The organism is Roseovarius sp. SK2, assembly GCF_028807495.1.
GTDB lineage: Bacteria > Pseudomonadota > Alphaproteobacteria > Rhodobacterales > Rhodobacteraceae > Roseovarius > Roseovarius confluentis.
Map to the genome: position 1 here is coordinate 106,458 of NZ_JARAMK010000003.1, position 15,075 is coordinate 121,532.

Annotated in this window: 16 protein-coding genes; 12 read left to right on the plus strand and 4 right to left on the minus strand. The window is 63.3% G+C overall.

What is annotated here, in order from left to right; translation table 11 throughout:
- Nucleotide 1: 1 nt before the first annotated feature.
- Nucleotides 2–1,240, plus strand: coding sequence for a class I SAM-dependent RNA methyltransferase (locus PVV74_RS07520; protein ID WP_274592779.1), 1,239 nt, complete (start codon nt 2–4; stop codon nt 1,238–1,240).
- Between the two features lie 63 nt (nt 1,241–1,303).
- Entirely contained in the window at nt 1,304–1,813 is a 510-nt protein-coding gene (locus tag PVV74_RS07525) for a L,D-transpeptidase family protein (RefSeq protein WP_274592780.1), read from the plus strand.
- A gap of 10 nt (nt 1,814–1,823) precedes the next feature.
- Here PVV74_RS07525 and PVV74_RS07530 read toward each other — a convergent pair whose 3' ends face one another.
- Nucleotides 1,824–2,339, minus strand: a complete 516-nt coding sequence (locus PVV74_RS07530; protein ID WP_103762620.1) for a CAP domain-containing protein — start codon at nt 2,337–2,339, stop codon at nt 1,824–1,826.
- Between the two features lie 169 nt (nt 2,340–2,508).
- On the opposite strand from PVV74_RS07530, the gene PVV74_RS07535 reads away from it, so the two are divergent.
- Entirely contained in the window at nt 2,509–3,099 is a 591-nt protein-coding gene (locus tag PVV74_RS07535) for a L,D-transpeptidase (RefSeq protein ID WP_103762621.1), read from the plus strand.
- Nucleotides 3,100–3,347: 248 nt separating this feature from the next.
- Here PVV74_RS07535 and hemH read toward each other — a convergent pair whose 3' ends face one another.
- Both hemH and PVV74_RS07545 read right to left on the minus strand, forming a co-directional pair.
- Entirely contained in the window at nt 3,348–4,409 is a 1,062-nt protein-coding gene (gene hemH, locus PVV74_RS07540) for a ferrochelatase (RefSeq protein WP_274592781.1), read from the minus strand.
- A 60-nt stretch (nt 4,410–4,469) separates the two neighbouring features.
- Nucleotides 4,470–5,285, minus strand: a complete 816-nt coding sequence (locus tag PVV74_RS07545) for a methyltransferase domain-containing protein (RefSeq protein ID WP_274592782.1) — start codon at nt 5,283–5,285, stop codon at nt 4,470–4,472.
- Nucleotides 5,286–5,332: 47 nt separating this feature from the next.
- Between PVV74_RS07545 and PVV74_RS07550 the strand changes: the two genes are divergently transcribed.
- From PVV74_RS07550 to PVV74_RS07565, 4 genes are read left to right on the plus strand one after another with little or no spacing between them, the layout of a single operon-like run.
- Nucleotides 5,333–6,031, plus strand: coding sequence for a double zinc ribbon domain-containing protein (locus PVV74_RS07550; RefSeq protein WP_103762989.1), 699 nt, complete (start codon nt 5,333–5,335; stop codon nt 6,029–6,031).
- Between the two features lie 35 nt (nt 6,032–6,066).
- Nucleotides 6,067–6,324 (plus strand): glutaredoxin 3, encoded by a 258-nt coding sequence (gene grxC / locus PVV74_RS07555; protein ID WP_103762624.1) that lies wholly within the window; start codon nt 6,067–6,069, stop codon nt 6,322–6,324.
- Nucleotides 6,321–7,151: a carbon-nitrogen hydrolase family protein gene (locus tag PVV74_RS07560; protein ID WP_274592783.1), complete on the plus strand. Its 831-nt coding sequence runs from the start codon at nt 6,321–6,323 to the stop codon at nt 7,149–7,151. The genes grxC and PVV74_RS07560 overlap by 4 nt, the downstream gene beginning before the upstream one ends.
- On the plus strand, nt 7,142–7,597 hold the full coding sequence (locus PVV74_RS07565) for a MarR family winged helix-turn-helix transcriptional regulator (RefSeq protein WP_245890454.1): 456 nt from the start codon (nt 7,142–7,144) through the stop codon (nt 7,595–7,597). Before PVV74_RS07560 ends, PVV74_RS07565 begins: the two co-directional genes overlap by 10 nt.
- Nucleotides 7,598–7,605: 8 nt before the next feature.
- On the opposite strand, the gene ubiG is transcribed toward PVV74_RS07565, so the two are convergent.
- Complete coding sequence (ubiG, locus tag PVV74_RS07570) at nt 7,606–8,349, minus strand: bifunctional 2-polyprenyl-6-hydroxyphenol methylase/3-demethylubiquinol 3-O-methyltransferase UbiG (RefSeq protein ID WP_274592784.1); 744 nt, start codon at nt 8,347–8,349, stop codon at nt 7,606–7,608.
- 48 nt (nt 8,350–8,397) lie between these two features.
- Between ubiG and pip the strand changes: the two genes are divergently transcribed.
- The 5 genes from pip (at nt 8,398) to infB (ending at nt 14,991) form a co-directional block, all read left to right on the plus strand.
- Nucleotides 8,398–9,372 carry a prolyl aminopeptidase gene (gene pip / locus PVV74_RS07575; protein ID WP_274592785.1) on the plus strand — a complete coding sequence of 325 codons (975 nt, stop codon included), beginning with the start codon at nt 8,398–8,400 and terminating at the stop codon, nt 9,370–9,372.
- Nucleotides 9,373–9,623: 251 nt separating this feature from the next.
- Nucleotides 9,624–10,196, plus strand: coding sequence for a ribosome maturation factor RimP (gene rimP / locus PVV74_RS07580; RefSeq protein WP_274592786.1), 573 nt, complete (start codon nt 9,624–9,626; stop codon nt 10,194–10,196).
- A gap of 4 nt (nt 10,197–10,200) precedes the next feature.
- A complete protein-coding gene (gene nusA, locus PVV74_RS07585; RefSeq protein ID WP_103762627.1) occupies nt 10,201–11,832 on the plus strand; it encodes a transcription termination factor NusA in 1,632 nt (543 codons plus the stop codon).
- Nucleotides 11,833–11,857: 25 nt separating this feature from the next.
- Nucleotides 11,858–12,481: an RNA-binding protein gene (locus tag PVV74_RS07590; protein WP_274592787.1), complete on the plus strand. Its 624-nt coding sequence runs from the start codon at nt 11,858–11,860 to the stop codon at nt 12,479–12,481.
- 5 nt (nt 12,482–12,486) lie between these two features.
- Nucleotides 12,487–14,991 carry a translation initiation factor IF-2 gene (gene infB / locus PVV74_RS07595; RefSeq protein WP_103762629.1) on the plus strand — a complete coding sequence of 835 codons (2,505 nt, stop codon included), beginning with the start codon at nt 12,487–12,489 and terminating at the stop codon, nt 14,989–14,991.
- Nucleotides 14,992–15,075 lie beyond the last annotated feature (84 nt).

A 15,075-nucleotide genomic window follows, 5' to 3' on the forward strand; every position in this document is an offset into this window, starting at 1 on the left:
CATGTCCGAGTTTGTGATCGAGCGGTTGGGCCATCTGGGTGACGGGATTGCCGAGGGGCCGGTCTATGTGCCCGGCGCCCTGCCCGGCGAGCGTGTGGCCGGGACGCTTGAGGGCAACGTGCTGCGCGAGGTCAAGATCGTGGAGCCTTCGGGGACTCGGGTGAAGGCGCCGTGCCGACATTACAAGTCCTGTGGCGGGTGCCAGTTGCAGCATGTGGATGATGCTTTCCTTGCCGAGTGGAAGACGGGGATCGTGCGCGAAGCGCTGGCGGCGCAGGGGATCGAAACCGAGTTGCGCGAGATCGCGGTATCCCCTGCGAATGCGCGACGCAGGGCCGGGTTTTCGGCGCGGCGTACCAAGAAGGGTGCGACGGCGGGGTTTCACGCCAAGGGATCGGACCTGATCGTCGAATTGAGCGAATGCCACGTGGTGGTGCCCGAATTGCTGGAGGGCGCAAGGGTGGCGCAGGAGCTGGCCCGGATCGGCACCAGCCGCAAAGGCGAATTGAGCGTGTCGGTTACGCTGTCGGAGGCGGGGTTGGACGTGCGTGTGGAGGGGGGCAAACCGCTGGATGGTCCGCTGCGCATTTCGCTGGCGCAACTGGCCGAGAGTGAAGACCTGGCGCGGCTGGCCTGGGACGATGAAACCGTGGTCACCCGGCGACCGCCGATACAGCAATTTGACGGGATCGCCGTGACGCCGCCACCAGGGGCGTTCTTGCAAGCAACGAAGGACTCGGAGCGTCTGTTACAGGAGGAGGTTTCGGCAATTTTGGCCGGAACAGAGCCTGTTATCGACCTGTTTGCCGGCTGTGGCACCTTTGCCCTGCCGCTGGCGCGCGCGCGAGCGGTCCACGCCGTCGAAGGCAGCGCGGCGATGACCCGTGCGCTGGATGAAGGATGGCGGCACAGTGAGCGGTTGAAGAAGGTCACGGTCGAGGCGCGGGACCTGTTCCGTCAGCCGATCATGGCCGAAGATCTGAAACGTTTCGGTGGTGCCGTGATCGACCCGCCACGCGCCGGGGCCGAGGCGCAGTGCCGCGAGCTGGCCGAAGCGCAGGTGCCGGTGATCGCCTATGTCTCCTGCAACCCTGTGACCTTCGCGCGCGATGCAAAGGTATTGGCGCAGGCGGGCTATGAGGTGGAGTGGGTGCGGCCGGTCGACCAGTTCCGGTGGTCGGTCCATGTTGAGCTTGTGGCCGCAATCCGCCACAAAATAAGCTGCTCGGGGCAAATTTGAAATGACGTGGCGGGTCTGACGCGGTAAAAGGCTGTCAGGGACAGGCAACAGGTTTATCGAGCAATGAATCGCAGGAATTTCGTACTTCTGTCGGTCGCCAGCGCGTTTCTGGCGGCCTGTGGATCCAAGTTCAAATCTTACAATGGGCCCGAGGTGACTCAGGTTCTGATCAGCAAGAGCCGGCGGCGGATGTATCTTTTCCACCACAACGAGGTGCTGAAGGCGTATGACGTGGACCTTGGTTTTACCGCTGCGGGGCACAAGCAGTTCGAGGGTGACGGCAAGACGCCGGAGGGCGATTACACGATCGATCGGCGCAATCCGAACAGTTCGTTCCACCTGTCGCTGGGTATTTCGTATCCCAACGAGGCCGACCGCGCCTTTGCCGAGGCGCAGGGGAAGAAACCTGGTGGAGATATCTTTATCCACGGAGAGCCCAATGATCTGGGCTGGGTCCGCAAGCGGCGTTTGGGCCGAGACTGGACCGCCGGGTGCATTTCCGTGCGAAACAAGGAAATTGAAAGGATCTATGCGATGGTGCGGAACGGCACCCCGATCCGCATTACGCCGTGATGGGCTGGGCTTACTTGCCCATCACCATCGTCCACCAGATCTTGCCGTTGCGCTCCTGCTCCCAGGAAAAGCCCATTTGCCGGGCGTCCGGCGCCATGATGACCTGCTTGGTCGACGGCTCGTCCATCCAGGCAGTCAGGGTTTCCAGCTCGGTCTCGTAGGTTTCCGAGATGTTTTCGCCGACAAGCTCGCCGCCATAGCCGACGCGGCGCACGCGGTCGATGGGAGAAGAGCCGTCGGAGCCGAAATGCCAGGGGCGGTTCTGGACCGACATGTCGCGTGAATGCGTGGCGGCGGCGGCGTTGAGTTGAGCGTTCAGTTGAACGGCAGGCCGCCCGGCCGCCTGGCGCAGGGCGTTGACCGCGTCGAGCATCCGGTACTGGATTTCGGCGGTCTGGCCCGAGCGGATGCGATAAACCTGGGGCACCGGTTCGCCATTGGGGCCGACAGTGGTTTGCGGCGGCGGCGGGGCGCAGGCCGACAAGAACACAAGTGCGGAAACCAGCAGGCCGAAAATACGCGTCATCAGTGTCTACCACCCAGAAGTTCGTTCGACTCGCTCCTTAGCGCGGCTTGCGTGGTGTTTCAAACCCACAACCGCGTCAGGTGGGCGAATGTTGCCGGTTTGATTTGCGACTGAGACATTCGCGCCATATGATTCGGTCAGTTCCAAAGCAGACAGTTGGAAAACAGACATGTCCATTGATCTTAAAAATACTTTCAGTCGGCGCGCTTTCCTGGTCGGAACCGCCGCAAGCCTGGGCGCGCCTGCCTTGGCGCAGACCGGCACGACCGAGATGGAAAGCGCGATTACCCAGACGGTACAGCGCAACATCTCGAGCTTTCGCGCTGCGGACTGGCGGCCGCATTTCAGCAGCTTGAGGAATGGCGCGATCCTGGTCGATATTTCGTCGCGCGCGTTGCATTTCTGGGACGAGGACGGGCAGACGAAGTTCTTGTTCCCGTCGAGCATCCCGATGTCCGAGGAATTGACCCGCCGTGGCCGGACGCGGGTGGTGCGCAAGGTCGAGGGCCCCGACTGGCGTCCGACGCCGTCGATGCTGAAGCGGAACCCGGACTGGCCGTCCTACGTGCCGCCGGGGCCGGACAACCCGCTGGGCACGCACGCGCTGTACCTTGGCTGGACCTATTACCGGATCCACGGCACCCATGACACGCGCAAGATCGGGCGGCGGTCGTCGAACGGGTGTATCGGGCTTTACAACGAGCACATCGCGCAGCTGTTCGCGCGGGCCAAGGTTGGTACGCAGGTTCTGGTGATCTGAGGCGGATTCCACTGGATTAGAGACGAATATAGGCAGCGTTCCGGCGCTGCCTTTTCTTTTTGTTTGGAGGGTCAAGCTGCTTTGCGCGGAATCGAGGCCGAAGGCCGCCGCGCGATCGCCAGACCGCCCCCCGGGCTGGCGATTGGTTGACACAGGCGCGTCGATCAAAAGTTCTGCGGAAGTGGCCGAAATAAACTGCGTCAAACCAATGTTGGGTCGCCATCCCGCGGTCTGGCAATCGCGCGGCTCTAGTCCAGCCAGCCCTTCAGGTTGTCCTCGATCACCGTGCTCAGCGCCTTGATGTGGGCGTCGCTGTCGTTGAGGCAGGGGATATAGAGGAACTCCTCGCCGCCGGCTTCCTCGAAGCTTTCCTTGATCTCTTCGTTGATCTCTTCGAGCGTCTCGATGCAGTCGGCGGAAAATGCGGGGGCGATGACGGCGATGTTCTTTTTGCCGTCCTCGGCCAGCTTGGCGACATGTTCGACCGTGTAGGGGCGCAGCCATTCCTCGGGGCCGAAGACCGACTGGAAGGTGGTAGTGATCTGGGTGTCGTCCCAGCCAAGCCGTTCTTTCAGCAGGCGCGTCGTTTTCTGGCACTGGCAGTGGTAGGGGTCGCCCTGTTTGAGGTAACGCTGCGGCATCCCGTGATAGGAGACGACGAGGATCTCAGGCTTCGTTTCAGTCTCTGCATAGGCCTTTTCGACCGATTGGGCCAAAGCCTCGATATAAAGCGGATGCTCGAAATAGGGTTCGACCACGCGGGCGATGGGCTGCCAGGTTTCGTCCATCAGGGCGCGGAAGAACTGGTCGTTCGCGGTGGCGGATGTGGCGCCGGCATAATGCGGGTAGAGCGGAAAAAAGAGGATCCGGGTGCAGCCGGCCTCGACCAGTGCGCGGACCTTGGACTTGGTCGAGGGGTTGCCGTAGCGCATGCAGAAATCGACCATGACGTTGTCGCAGTAGCGGGCCTGCAGCGCCTCGGACAGTTTCGTCGTCTGGTCCCGGGTGATGGTCATCAGAGGGCTTTCGCCCTTGTCCTCGTTCCAGATGGATTTGTAGGCCTCGCCGCTGGTAAAGGGTCGTTTCGACAGGATCACCAGTTGCAGCAGCGGCTGCCAAAGCCAGGGCGAATAGTCGATGACGCGGCGGTCCGACAGAAACTCGTTCAGGTAGCGCCGCATCGACCAGTAGCCATAATCGTCGGGCGTGCCGAGATTGGCGATCAGAACCCCCGTTTTCGGTTCCGGAATGGCCGGATGGTCGGACGGAGCATGGACAGGACAGGTCTTGTTCTTGGCGGCGTCAAACATGGGCGGGCGTCTTTTCTTGTCGGATTGGATCACGGACACATAAAGGATTGCAGTCGGTCGTCAATCTTTGAGCTTGGTCTCGGACGTGCCGAGCGCATCGGCGAGACGTGTTGTCGCGCTTCCGGGGCGGAGGGGCTGGGGTTGGTCTTCGGACGGGGCCCAGCCGGTGAGGGTGATAAGCTCGAACGTGGCGGGGATGCGGCCGTCGGGCGTGCTGAAAGAGCTGGCGTAGAGGTCGGCGGCGCGCAGGAGCACGTCGCGGCGGGTGAAATTGCGGGGCCGGGCGTCGAGCGCGTTGGCCTCGCCCATGGCGCGCAGGTCGTGCATCAGGCCGATGAGGCTTTCGTAGCTGACATCGAGCGGCAGGGTGTCGGCGACCGGCAGGGCGAAACCGGCGCGCTGCAGAAGCGCGCCAAGGTCGCGGATGTCGCCCATGGGCACGACCCGGGGTGAGAGACCGCCGCGCAGGTCGGATTCGGCCTGGGCCAGTACGGCACGCAGCTGGTGCAAGGTCTGGCCGCCGAAGAACACCGCAATGAAGAGGCCATCGGGGCGCAGGGCGCGGCGGGACTGGATCAGCTGGCCCACCGGGTCGTCGGCCCAGTGCAGGGACATGGCGTGCAGGATCAAGTCGCGTGATTCAGTCTCTAACGCGAGGGTTTCGGTATCCTCTACGATCTGCGCGTCGGGGAACGCGGCCTTCCATGGGTCGGGCAGGCCTGTGACGATGCTCGCATCCGTAAAGGATTTGTTAACGAAACTCAGCCGATCCTGTACCTCGTCGATCGCGGTCTCGTGCAAGAACAGCGCGGGGTCGCGGCTGGCTCGTTGGCGGTTGCGCTGAAGCGCGCGGCGATCGGTGAGGGTTCTGGTCATGGTGGCTAAATAGAGTGGCTTTCGAGGCAATTCAAACGGCGCTTCGCGTGGTCTATCCCCCGCGCTGCACGCTATGCGGCGGGTTGGTGGACAGCGAATTCGGCCTGTGCGGGCCGTGCTGGCGCGATACGCCGGTGCTGGCCGGGCTGGTCTGTGACCTGTGCGGCTGTCCCCTGCCCGGCGAGGAGTCGAGCGGGGACGCGCGGTGCGACGATTGCCTGCGCGTGGCGCGGCCCTGGCAGAAAGGGCGGGCGGCGCTTATCTACAAGGACAACGCGCGCAAGCTGGTGCTGGCTTTGAAACACGGTGACCGGCATGACGTGGTGCCGCTGGCGGCGACGTGGATGAAGCAGGCGGCGGGACCGCTGATGGTGCCGAATTGCCTTTTCGTGCCGGTGCCGTTGCACTGGACACGGCTGTTGAAACGGCGGTTCAACCAGTCGGCGCTGCTGGCGCAGGCGGTGGCGAAGGAAGTGAACGCGGCGTGGTGCCCCGATGTGATGGAGCGGGTGCGGCGCACGCCATCGCTGGACGGGATGGGCATGGAGGCGCGGTTCGCCACGCTGGACGCGGCCATAGGTGTGCGGCAGGGGCGTCGCGTGAGGATCCAGGGGCGTGTGGTGATATTGGTGGATGACGTGATGACCTCGGGCGCGACGCTGGCGGCTTGCGCAAGCGCCTTGTTGGCGGGGGGCGCGGCGGAGGTCAGGACACTGACACTGGCGCGTGTGGTCAAGTATGCTTAAGTAGGGTCCAACCACGGAAAGGATTGGACCCTGTCATGAGACCCGTTGAAATCTACACCTCGCAGCTTTGCGGATTTTGTCACGCGGCCAAGCGGTTGTTGTCGCAGAAGGGTGTGGACTACACCGAGATCGATGTGGGCCGGGAGCCCGAGAAGCGGGCGGAGATGACGCAGCGTGCGAAGGGCGGGCGGACGGTGCCGCAGATCTTCGTCGGCGATGTGCATGTCGGTGGCTGTGACGAGCTTTATGCGATGGACCGGGCGGGCAAGCTGGATGCGTTGCTGAAGGCATGAAAACGGCTCTGATACAGCTTAATACGTCCGATAGCCCCGACGACAACCTGCCGGTCACGCAGGGTTTTATCGACGAGGCGGCGGCGGGTGGCGCGGGGTTCGTGCTGACGCCGGAAGTGACGAATTGCCTGTCGGCCAGCCGCACGCGGCAGAACGAAGTTTTACGCCACCAGGAGGACGATCCGACGCTGGCCGGACTGCGACAGCAGGCCGAACGGTTGGGGATCTGGGTTTTGATCGGGTCGATCGCGGTCAAGACGCAAGACGCGGATGGGCGGTTCGCCAACCGGTCTTTCCTGATCGACCCCAAGGGAGGGATCGCGGCGTGGTATGACAAGATTCACATGTTCGACGTGAAAGTGTCCGAGACCGAACAGTACCGGGAATCGGCCGGCTATCGTCCGGGCGACCGGGGTGTGACGGCGGCGACGCCGTTTGGCACTGTCGGCCTGACCGTATGCTATGACCTGCGGTTTCCAAGGCTTTATCGGCGGTTGGCGCAGGCTGGGGCGGAGATTTTGACCGTTCCGTCGGCCTTTGCGGTGCCCACGGGCGAGGCGCACTGGGAGACGTTGCTAAGAGCACGGGCAATCGAAACGGGATGTTATGTGCTTGCCCCGGCGCAAACCGGGCAACATTCGGCCACGCGGGGCAAGGAACGCCGGACTTATGGGCATTCGCTGGCCGTGGGGCCATGGGGTGACGTATTGGCAGATGCCGGAACCGAGCCGGGTGTGGTATTCGTGGACGTGAACCGGGACGAGGTGACCCAAGCGAGGGCACGGATACCGGCAGTAAACAGTGAGGTCGATATCACTTGGTCGTAACCACGGATAACACGCTGCATTCGATTGCCGTTTCGCTGTTCAGCGAGGTTCTGGCGAACGAGCAGTTGATCCGGAGCCGGTTGAGCCGGGTTCTGCCGAAAGGCATGGAGATCTCGCATTTCTCGGTGCTGAATCACCTGGCGCGGGCCAATGGCGAGCGGAGCCCGGCGCAGCTGGCCAAGAGTTTTCACGTCACGCGCGGGGCGATGACCAACACGCTGAGCAAGCTGGAATGGGCGGGGTATGTTCATATCCGGCCCGACTGGGACGATGCGCGGCGCAAGATGGTGTCGATCAGCCCGGCCGGTACACGCGCCCGGGATGCCGCGATTTCCGCGATCATGCCGCTGATCACCGAGGTGGTCGCAGAGTTGGGCGAGACCAATGTGCGCGCCACCCTGCCCGTTCTGCGCGAGATGCGGGCGAAGCTGTCGGACGAAAGCTAGACTCTAATTCAGGGTTTTATGCTGGTCGTGACGTAATTCACGGCAAGGTCGCGATCCGACAGGGACCAGGACCAGCTGATGGGACTGAAGACGAAGCCCTTGCGGTCGACCGGGTCGAGGCCTGCGTCGCGCAGAAGGTCATAAAGCTCTTCCGGGGTGATGAACTTGTTCCAGTCGTGGGTACCCTTGGGCAGCCAGCGCATGATGAATTCCGCGCCGACGATGGCGGCGGCAAAGCTTTTGGCGGTGCGGTTGAGGGTAGAGCAGATGTGCAGGCCGCCCGGTTTCAGCAGGCGCTGGCAGGCAGTGAGATAGGTGGCGGGGTCGGCCACATGCTCGACCACTTCCATGTTCAGAACGACGTCGAACTGCTCGTCCGCCGCTGCCAGGTCCTCGGCGGTGGTGTTGCGGTAGTCGATGTCGAGGCCGGATTGCGCGGCGTGGACCTGTGCCACGGGAATGTTGCCTGCCGCGGCGTCGGCGCCGACCACCGTCGCGCCAAGGCGGGCCATCGGTTCGGCCAGCAAGCCGCCGCCGCAGCCGATATCCAGAAGGCGCAGGCCGGTGAACGGTTTCGACGTTTTCAGGTCGCGATCGAATTCCGCCGCGATCTGGGAGGTGATATAATCCAGCCGGCATGGATTGAGCATGTGCAGCGGCTTGAACTTGCCGTTCGGGTCCCACCATTCGGCGGCCATCGCCTCGAACTTGGCGACTTCTTCGGTGTCAATCGTGGTCGAGTTGGGTTGCATTCCGCGTTCCATGTGCTCAATGTCTCAGACGGTCTATATAGGACATTCATGGACAAGTTTTCGAGCCAAAAGAGCGCAGCGCAATTCCTGTATCCGTCGATCGAGCCGTTCGACCGGCGAATGATGGACGTGGGCGACGGGCACACGATCTATGTCGAGCAGTCGGGCAATCCCGACGGCACGCCCGTCGTGGTGCTGCATGGCGGACCCGGCGGCGGGTGCAGCCCGGCGATGCGGCGGTATTTCGACCCGAACCATTACCGGATCGTGCTGTTCGACCAGCGCGGCTGTGGCCGGTCGAAGCCGCATGCGAGTGTCGAGGACAACACGACCTGGCACCTTGTGGCGGATATCGAGCGGATCCGTGACGCGCTGGGCATCGAGACGTGGATCGTCTTTGGCGGAAGCTGGGGTGCGACGCTGGCGCTGATTTACGGCCAGAGCCATCCCGAAGCGGTGGCGCATCTTGTGTTGCGCGGCGTCTTTACCATGACCCAGCGGGAGCTGGACTGGTTCTATGGCGGCGGCGCCGGGCGATTCTGGCCCGAGACATGGGCGAAATTCCGGTCGCTGATCCCCGAGGATGAACAGGGCGACATGATCGGGGCCTATAACAAGCGCCTGTTTTCCGGCGACCGGGCCGAGGAGGTGCGGTTCGCCAAGGCGTGGAGCGCGTGGGAAAACGCGCTGGCGACGGTCAATTCCAACGGCCAGAGCGGTGACAGCCCGGCGGATTACGCGCGCGCTTTTGCACGGCTGGAGAACCATTATTTCCGGCATGGCGGGTTCCTGGGGCAGGACGGCTATATCTATGCCAACATGGACAAGCTGGCGGATACGCCCGGCGTGATCGTGCAGGGGCGGTACGACATGATCTGCCCGCCGGAGGCGGCGCACCGGCTGGCGGGGCTGTGGCCCAAGGGTGATCTGCGAGTTATTCCGGTGGCGGGGCACGCCTTGTCGGAGCCGGGGATCAGTGCCGAGCTGGTGAAGATCATGGACCGGATGGTAACCGGGCGGTAATAGGCGGGGTCTTGGAGTGCCGTTACCCTCTGGCTTGACCAGAGGATCTCTGACCGCGCGAGATCACCGATCAAGTTGGTGATGACGTGCGCGGGAAGGGCTGACATGTGCGCAACCTGCTTTCCCCCTTGCAGACTCAGCCATCGAGTCGTATATCCCCTTTCAACAGCGGCGCGCTGGGGTCCACACCCGACGCTCCACCGGGAAATACCGACGGGCCGCGCGCCCGTTTTTTTGTGTTTGAAAGACCCATGAGCAACGACCTGATTGCAAAATCCTCGATGGATCGGCGGCTGGCCGAGATCGTCACCCCCGTCATAGAGGACATGGGGTTCGAGCTGGTGCGCGTGCGTCTGATGGGCGGCAAGACCGCCACGCTTCAGATCATGGCCGAGCGGCCCGAGGGCGGCATCGAGGTGGACGAGTGTGCCGAGATTTCCACCGCCGTCAGCGCCGTGCTGGATGTGGAAGACCCGATCGTCGATGAGTACACGCTGGAAGTGTCCAGCCCCGGCATCGACCGGCCCCTGACACGGCTGAAGGATTTCGACGAGTTCGAGGGCTACGAGGCGAAGCTGGAGACCCACGAGCTGATCGACGGGCGCAAGCGGTTCAAGGGCGTTCTGGCCGGGACCGAGGGCGGCGAAGTGCTGATAAACGTCGAGGAAGGCACGATCGGGCTGCATTTCGACTGGCTGGCGGATGCCAAGCTGGTTCTGACCGATGAGCTGATCAAGGACATGCTGAAGGCGCGCAAGGAAGCGGGCGTTCTGAACGAAGACAATTTTGACGACATAGAGACTGACTCGTCCGAGGAGACCTGAGACAATGGCTATTACCTCTGCCAACCAGCTTGAGCTTTTGCAGACCGCCGAGGCGGTGGCGCGGGAGAAGATGATCGACCCGAGCCTCGTGATCGAGGCGATGGAAGAAAGCCTCTCGCGCGCGGCCAAGAGCCGGTACGGCGCCGAGATGGACATCCGCGTCAGCATCGACCGCAAGACCGGCAAGGCGACGTTCACCCGCGTGCGCACCGTGGTCGAGGACGAGGAGCTGGAGAATTACCAGGCGGAGTTCACCGTCGAGCAGGCCAAGCAATACCTGGACGATCCCAAGGTCGGTGACACCTTCGTCGAGGAAGTGCCCCCCGTGGACATGGGCCGGATCGCCGCGCAGAGCGCTAAGCAGGTGATCCTGCAGAAGGTGCGCGAAGCCGAGCGTGATCGCCAATACGAGGAATTCAAGGATCGTGCCGGCACGATCATCAACGGTGTGGTCAAGCGCGAGGAATACGGCAATGTCATCGTCGACGTGGGTGCGGGCGAAGCGATCCTGCGCCGGAACGAGAAGATCGGCCGTGAAAGCTATCGCCCGAATGACCGGATCCGCTGTTACATCAAGGATGTGCGCCGCGAGGCCCGGGGGCCGCAGATCTTCCTGAGCCGTACCGCGCCGGAATTCATGGCGGAACTGTTCAAGATGGAAGTGCCGGAAATCTATGACGGCATCATCGACATCAAGGCCGTGGCGCGCGACCCGGGTAGCCGCGCCAAGATCGCGGTGATTTCCTATGACAACTCGATCGACCCTGTCGGCGCCTGCGTCGGTATGCGCGGCAGCCGCGTGCAGGCCGTGGTGAACGAGCTTCAGGGAGAGAAGATCGACATCATTCCGTGGAACGAGGACCAGCCGACCTTCCTGGTGAACGCGCTGCAGCCCGCCGAGGTGAGCAAGGTGGTTCTGGACGAGGAAGCCGAGCGGATCGAGGTCGTGGTGCCCGAGGACCAGCTGAGCCTGGCCATCGGTCGCCGGGGTCAGAACGTGCGGCTGGCGAGCCAGCTGACCAACCTCGACATCGACATCATGACCGAGGCCGAGGACAGCGAGCGCCGTCAGAAGGAATTCGAAGTGCGCACGAAGCTGTTCATGGACACGCTGGACCTGGACGAGTTCTTTGCCCAGCTTCTGGTGTCGGAAGGCTTTACCAACCTCGACGAGGTTGCCTATGTCGAGATCGACGAACTGTTGGTGATCGACGGCGTCGACGAGGACACGGCCAACGAACTGCAGGCGCGTGCGCGTGACGTACTGGAGGCACAGGCGAAGGAAGCGCTGGAAAAAGCCCGCGCGCTGGGAGCCGAGGACAGCCTTATTGAATTCGAAGGCCTGACACCCCAGATGGTACTGGCGCTGGCCGAAGATGACGTGAAAACGCTGGAAGATTTCGCCACCTGCGCCGACTGGGAATTGGCAGGCGGCTGGACCACCGTGGATGGCGAGCGCGTCAAGGACGACGGTGTGCTTGAACCCTTCGAAGTATCGCTGGACGAGGCGCAGGACCTTGTGATGACCGCGCGGGTCATGCTGGGCTGGGTCGACCCGGATGATTTGCAGGCTGACGAGGAAGCCGAGGACGAAGACGGCGCTGAAGGCGACACCGCAGAGGAGGCCGAGGCCTGATGCGTCAGGTCTCGTAGGCGTTGATATGGGGCGCGGTGGACAGCCCAAGGACCGGACGAATGGTCCCGAGCGCAAGTGTATTGCCACGGGTGAGGTGCGTCCGAAGCACGGGTTGATCCGGTTCGCCATCGGTCCCGAGGGTCAGGTGGTGCCGGATATCCTGGAGAAACTGCCGGGGCGGGGCATCTGGGTGAGCGCCTCGCGGCAGGCGCTGGAAACGGCGGTGAAGAAAGGCCTGTTCTCGCGCAGTGCGAAGCAGAGCGTCACGGTGCCCGACGGGCTGGTCGAGCAGGTCGAGGCGATGCTGGCGCGGCGGGTCGTGGAGTTGCTGAGCCTGGCGCGGAAAGGTGGCCAGGCGGTGGCCGGATACGAGAAGGTCAAGGACTGGCTGGCCAAGGAAGAGGCCGAGGTTCTGATCCAGGCCAGCGACGGGTCCGCGCGCGGGAAGACGAAACTGAGCACGCCCTATGGCGGTAGCTGGATCGGCTGGATCACTGCCGATGAGCTGGGCCAGGCCTTTGGGCGTGAAACAAGCATCCACGCAGCACTCGCTGCTGGCGGTTTGTGCGAGCGTGTTGTAGAGGAGGCGGCAAGACTCAAGGGCTTGCGCGTCACGGACGGGGACCGACCCCGCCGGAAAGGAAGTTGAGATAGATGAGCGACAACGACGGAAAGAAAACTCTGGGTGTGCGTGGTGGTGGCGGTCCTCGGTCGGGGAACGTCAAGCAGAGCTTTAGCCATGGCCGCACCAAGAACGTCGTGGTGGAAACCAAGCGCAAGCGCGTCGTGAAGCCCAAACCGGGTGCTGCGGCGCCTGCGCCGGGTGGCGCCAAGGCGGGTGCGCCCGGATCTGCATCGAAACGGCCGGCGGGGATCTCTGACGAGGAGATGGAACGCCGGATGAAGGCGCTTGCCGCCGCCAAGGAACGCGAGGCGGAAGAGGCCGCCCAACGCGAGGCCGAGGCGAAAGACCGCGAGGAAGAGAAACAGCGCCGCCGCGAGGAAGCCGAGGCCAAGGAGCGCGAACAGCGCGAGGCCGAGGAACGCGCCAAGGCGAAGGCCGACGAGGAAGAGCGCAAGAAGCGCGAGGAAGCGGACGCTGCCAAGCAGGCTGCTGCCGCTGCCGCGGCACCGCCGGCAGAAGAGACGCAGGCGCGTGCCTCCAAGCAGGCGCCACGCAGCAAACCGCCCGAGCGCGACCAGCGCGGTGACGATGGCCGTGGCAAGGGCAAGGGCCGTGGTGGCGACGATGGTGGCCGCCGGTCCGGCAAGCTGACGCTGAACCAGGCGCTGTCGGGTGGCGAAGGCGGCCGGCAGAAATCCATGGCCGCCATGAAGCGCAAGCAGGAACGCGCCCGGCAAAAGGCCATGGGCGGCACGCAGGATCGTGAAAAGGTCGTGCGCGATGTGCAGGTGCCCGAGGCGATCGTGGTCAGCGAGTTGGCCAACCGGATGGCCGAACGCGTGGGCGATGTGGTCAAGGCGCTGATGAACAACGGCATGATGGTCACGCAGAACCAGTCGATCGACGCCGATACCGCCGAGCTGATCGTCGAGGAATTCGGTCACCGTATCGTCCGGGTCAGCGATTCGGACGTGGAAGACGTGATCGATTCGGTCGATGACAAGGAATCTGATCTTCAGCCGCGTCCGCCGGTGATCACGATCATGGGTCACGTGGACCACGGCAAGACATCGCTCCTGGACGCGATTCGCGACGCCAAGGTCGTGGCGGGCGAGGCCGGTGGCATCACCCAGCATATCGGCGCCTACCAGGTGACGACCGATGGCGGGGCTGTTCTGAGCTTCCTCGACACACCGGGTCACGCCGCCTTCACCAGCATGCGCGCCCGCGGTGCGCACGTGACGGACATCGTGGTTCTGGTGGTGGCTGCCGACGATTCGGTGATGCCGCAGACGATCGAGGCCATCAACCACGCCAAGGCCGCCGAAGTGCCGATGATCGTGGCGATCAACAAGTGCGACAAACCCGAGGCGAACCCCGACAAGGTGCGCACCGAACTGCTGCAGCACGAGGTGATCGTCGAGGCGATGTCGGGCGACGTGCAGGATGTCGAAGTGTCTGCCCAGACGGGTCAGGGCCTGGACGAGCTACTGGAAGCCATCGCGCTGCAATCCGAGATCCTGGAGCTGAAAGCGAACCCGGACCGCGCCGCCGAAGGTGCGGTGATCGAGGCGCAGCTGGACGTGGGCCGTGGCCCCGTGGCGACGGTTCTGGTGCAGCGCGGGACGCTGAAACAGGGCGATATCTTCGTCGTGGGCGAGCAGTACGGCAAGGTCCGTGCGCTGATCAACGACCGCGGTGAGCGCGTGAAGGAAGCCGGGCCCTCGGTGCCTGTCGAGGTTCTTGGCCTCAACGGCACGCCGGAGGCGGGTGACGTTCTGAACGTGGTGAAATCTGAAGGCCAGGCGCGTGAGATTGCCGAGTACCGCGAGAAGGCCGCGAAGGAAAAACGCGCGGCTGCCGGTGCGGGTACGACGCTTGAACAGCTTCTGGCGCAGGCCAAGGAGAACGAGAACGTCAAGGAACTTCCGATCCTGGTCAAGGCCGACGTGCAAGGCTCTGCCGAGGCGATCGTTCAGGCGATGGACAAGATCGGCAATGACGAGGTGCGCGTGCGCGTGCTGCACTCGGGCGTTGGCGCGATCACCGAATCCGATATCGGCCTGGCCGAGGCATCGGGTGCGCCTGTGATCGGCTTCAACGTGCGGGCCAATGCGCCGGCACGGAATTCAGCGAACCAGAAGGGCGTCGAGATCCGCTATTACAGCGTGATCTATGACCTCGTGGATGACGTGAAGGCGGCCGCCAGCGGTCTGCTGGGAGCGGAAATCCGCGAGAACTTCATCGGTTACGCCGAGATCCGGGAGGTCTTCAAGGTCACGGGCGTCGGCAAGGTTGCGGGCTGTCTGGTGACCGAAGGCATCGCCCGCCGGTCGGCCGGTGTGCGCCTGCTGCGCGACGACGTGGTGATCCACGAAGGCACGCTGAAGACGCTGAAGCGCTTCAAGGACGAAGTGTCCGAGGTGCAATCCGGACAGGAATGCGGCATGGCGTTCGAGAAGTACGAGGACATCCGCGAAGGCGATGTAATCGAAATTTTCGAGCGCGAGGAATTCGAGCGCAAACTCGATTAAGCCTTGTCAGAGACTGTTTTGGAAAGGGGCGGCCTGTTTGGTCGCCCTTTTTCGTGCGGCGCGCCAAATCTTTTATGAAAAGAT

Excerpts from the sequence above, each read along its gene's own strand:
- PVV74_RS07520 (WP_274592779.1), top strand. The coding sequence starts at position 2 with ATGTCCGAGTTTGTGATCGAGCGGTTGGGCCATCTGGGTGACGGGATT.
- PVV74_RS07525 (WP_274592780.1), top strand. The coding sequence starts at position 1,304 with ATGAATCGCAGGAATTTCGTACTTCTGTCGGTCGCCAGCGCGTTTCTG.
- PVV74_RS07530 (WP_103762620.1), bottom strand. The coding sequence starts at position 2,339 with ATGACGCGTATTTTCGGCCTGCTGGTTTCCGCACTTGTGTTCTTGTCG.
- PVV74_RS07535 (WP_103762621.1), top strand. The coding sequence starts at position 2,509 with ATGTCCATTGATCTTAAAAATACTTTCAGTCGGCGCGCTTTCCTGGTC.
- hemH (WP_274592781.1), bottom strand. The coding sequence starts at position 4,409 with ATGTTTGACGCCGCCAAGAACAAGACCTGTCCTGTCCATGCTCCGTCC.
- PVV74_RS07545 (WP_274592782.1), bottom strand. The coding sequence starts at position 5,285 with ATGACCAGAACCCTCACCGATCGCCGCGCGCTTCAGCGCAACCGCCAA.
- grxC (WP_103762624.1), top strand. The coding sequence starts at position 6,067 with ATGAGACCCGTTGAAATCTACACCTCGCAGCTTTGCGGATTTTGTCAC.
- PVV74_RS07560 (WP_274592783.1), top strand. The coding sequence starts at position 6,321 with ATGAAAACGGCTCTGATACAGCTTAATACGTCCGATAGCCCCGACGAC.
- ubiG (WP_274592784.1), bottom strand. The coding sequence starts at position 8,349 with ATGCAACCCAACTCGACCACGATTGACACCGAAGAAGTCGCCAAGTTC.
- pip (WP_274592785.1), top strand. The coding sequence starts at position 8,398 with ATGGACAAGTTTTCGAGCCAAAAGAGCGCAGCGCAATTCCTGTATCCG.
- rimP (WP_274592786.1), top strand. The coding sequence starts at position 9,624 with ATGAGCAACGACCTGATTGCAAAATCCTCGATGGATCGGCGGCTGGCC.
- nusA (WP_103762627.1), top strand. The coding sequence starts at position 10,201 with ATGGCTATTACCTCTGCCAACCAGCTTGAGCTTTTGCAGACCGCCGAG.
- PVV74_RS07590 (WP_274592787.1), top strand. The coding sequence starts at position 11,858 with ATGGGGCGCGGTGGACAGCCCAAGGACCGGACGAATGGTCCCGAGCGC.
- infB (WP_103762629.1), top strand. The coding sequence starts at position 12,487 with ATGAGCGACAACGACGGAAAGAAAACTCTGGGTGTGCGTGGTGGTGGC.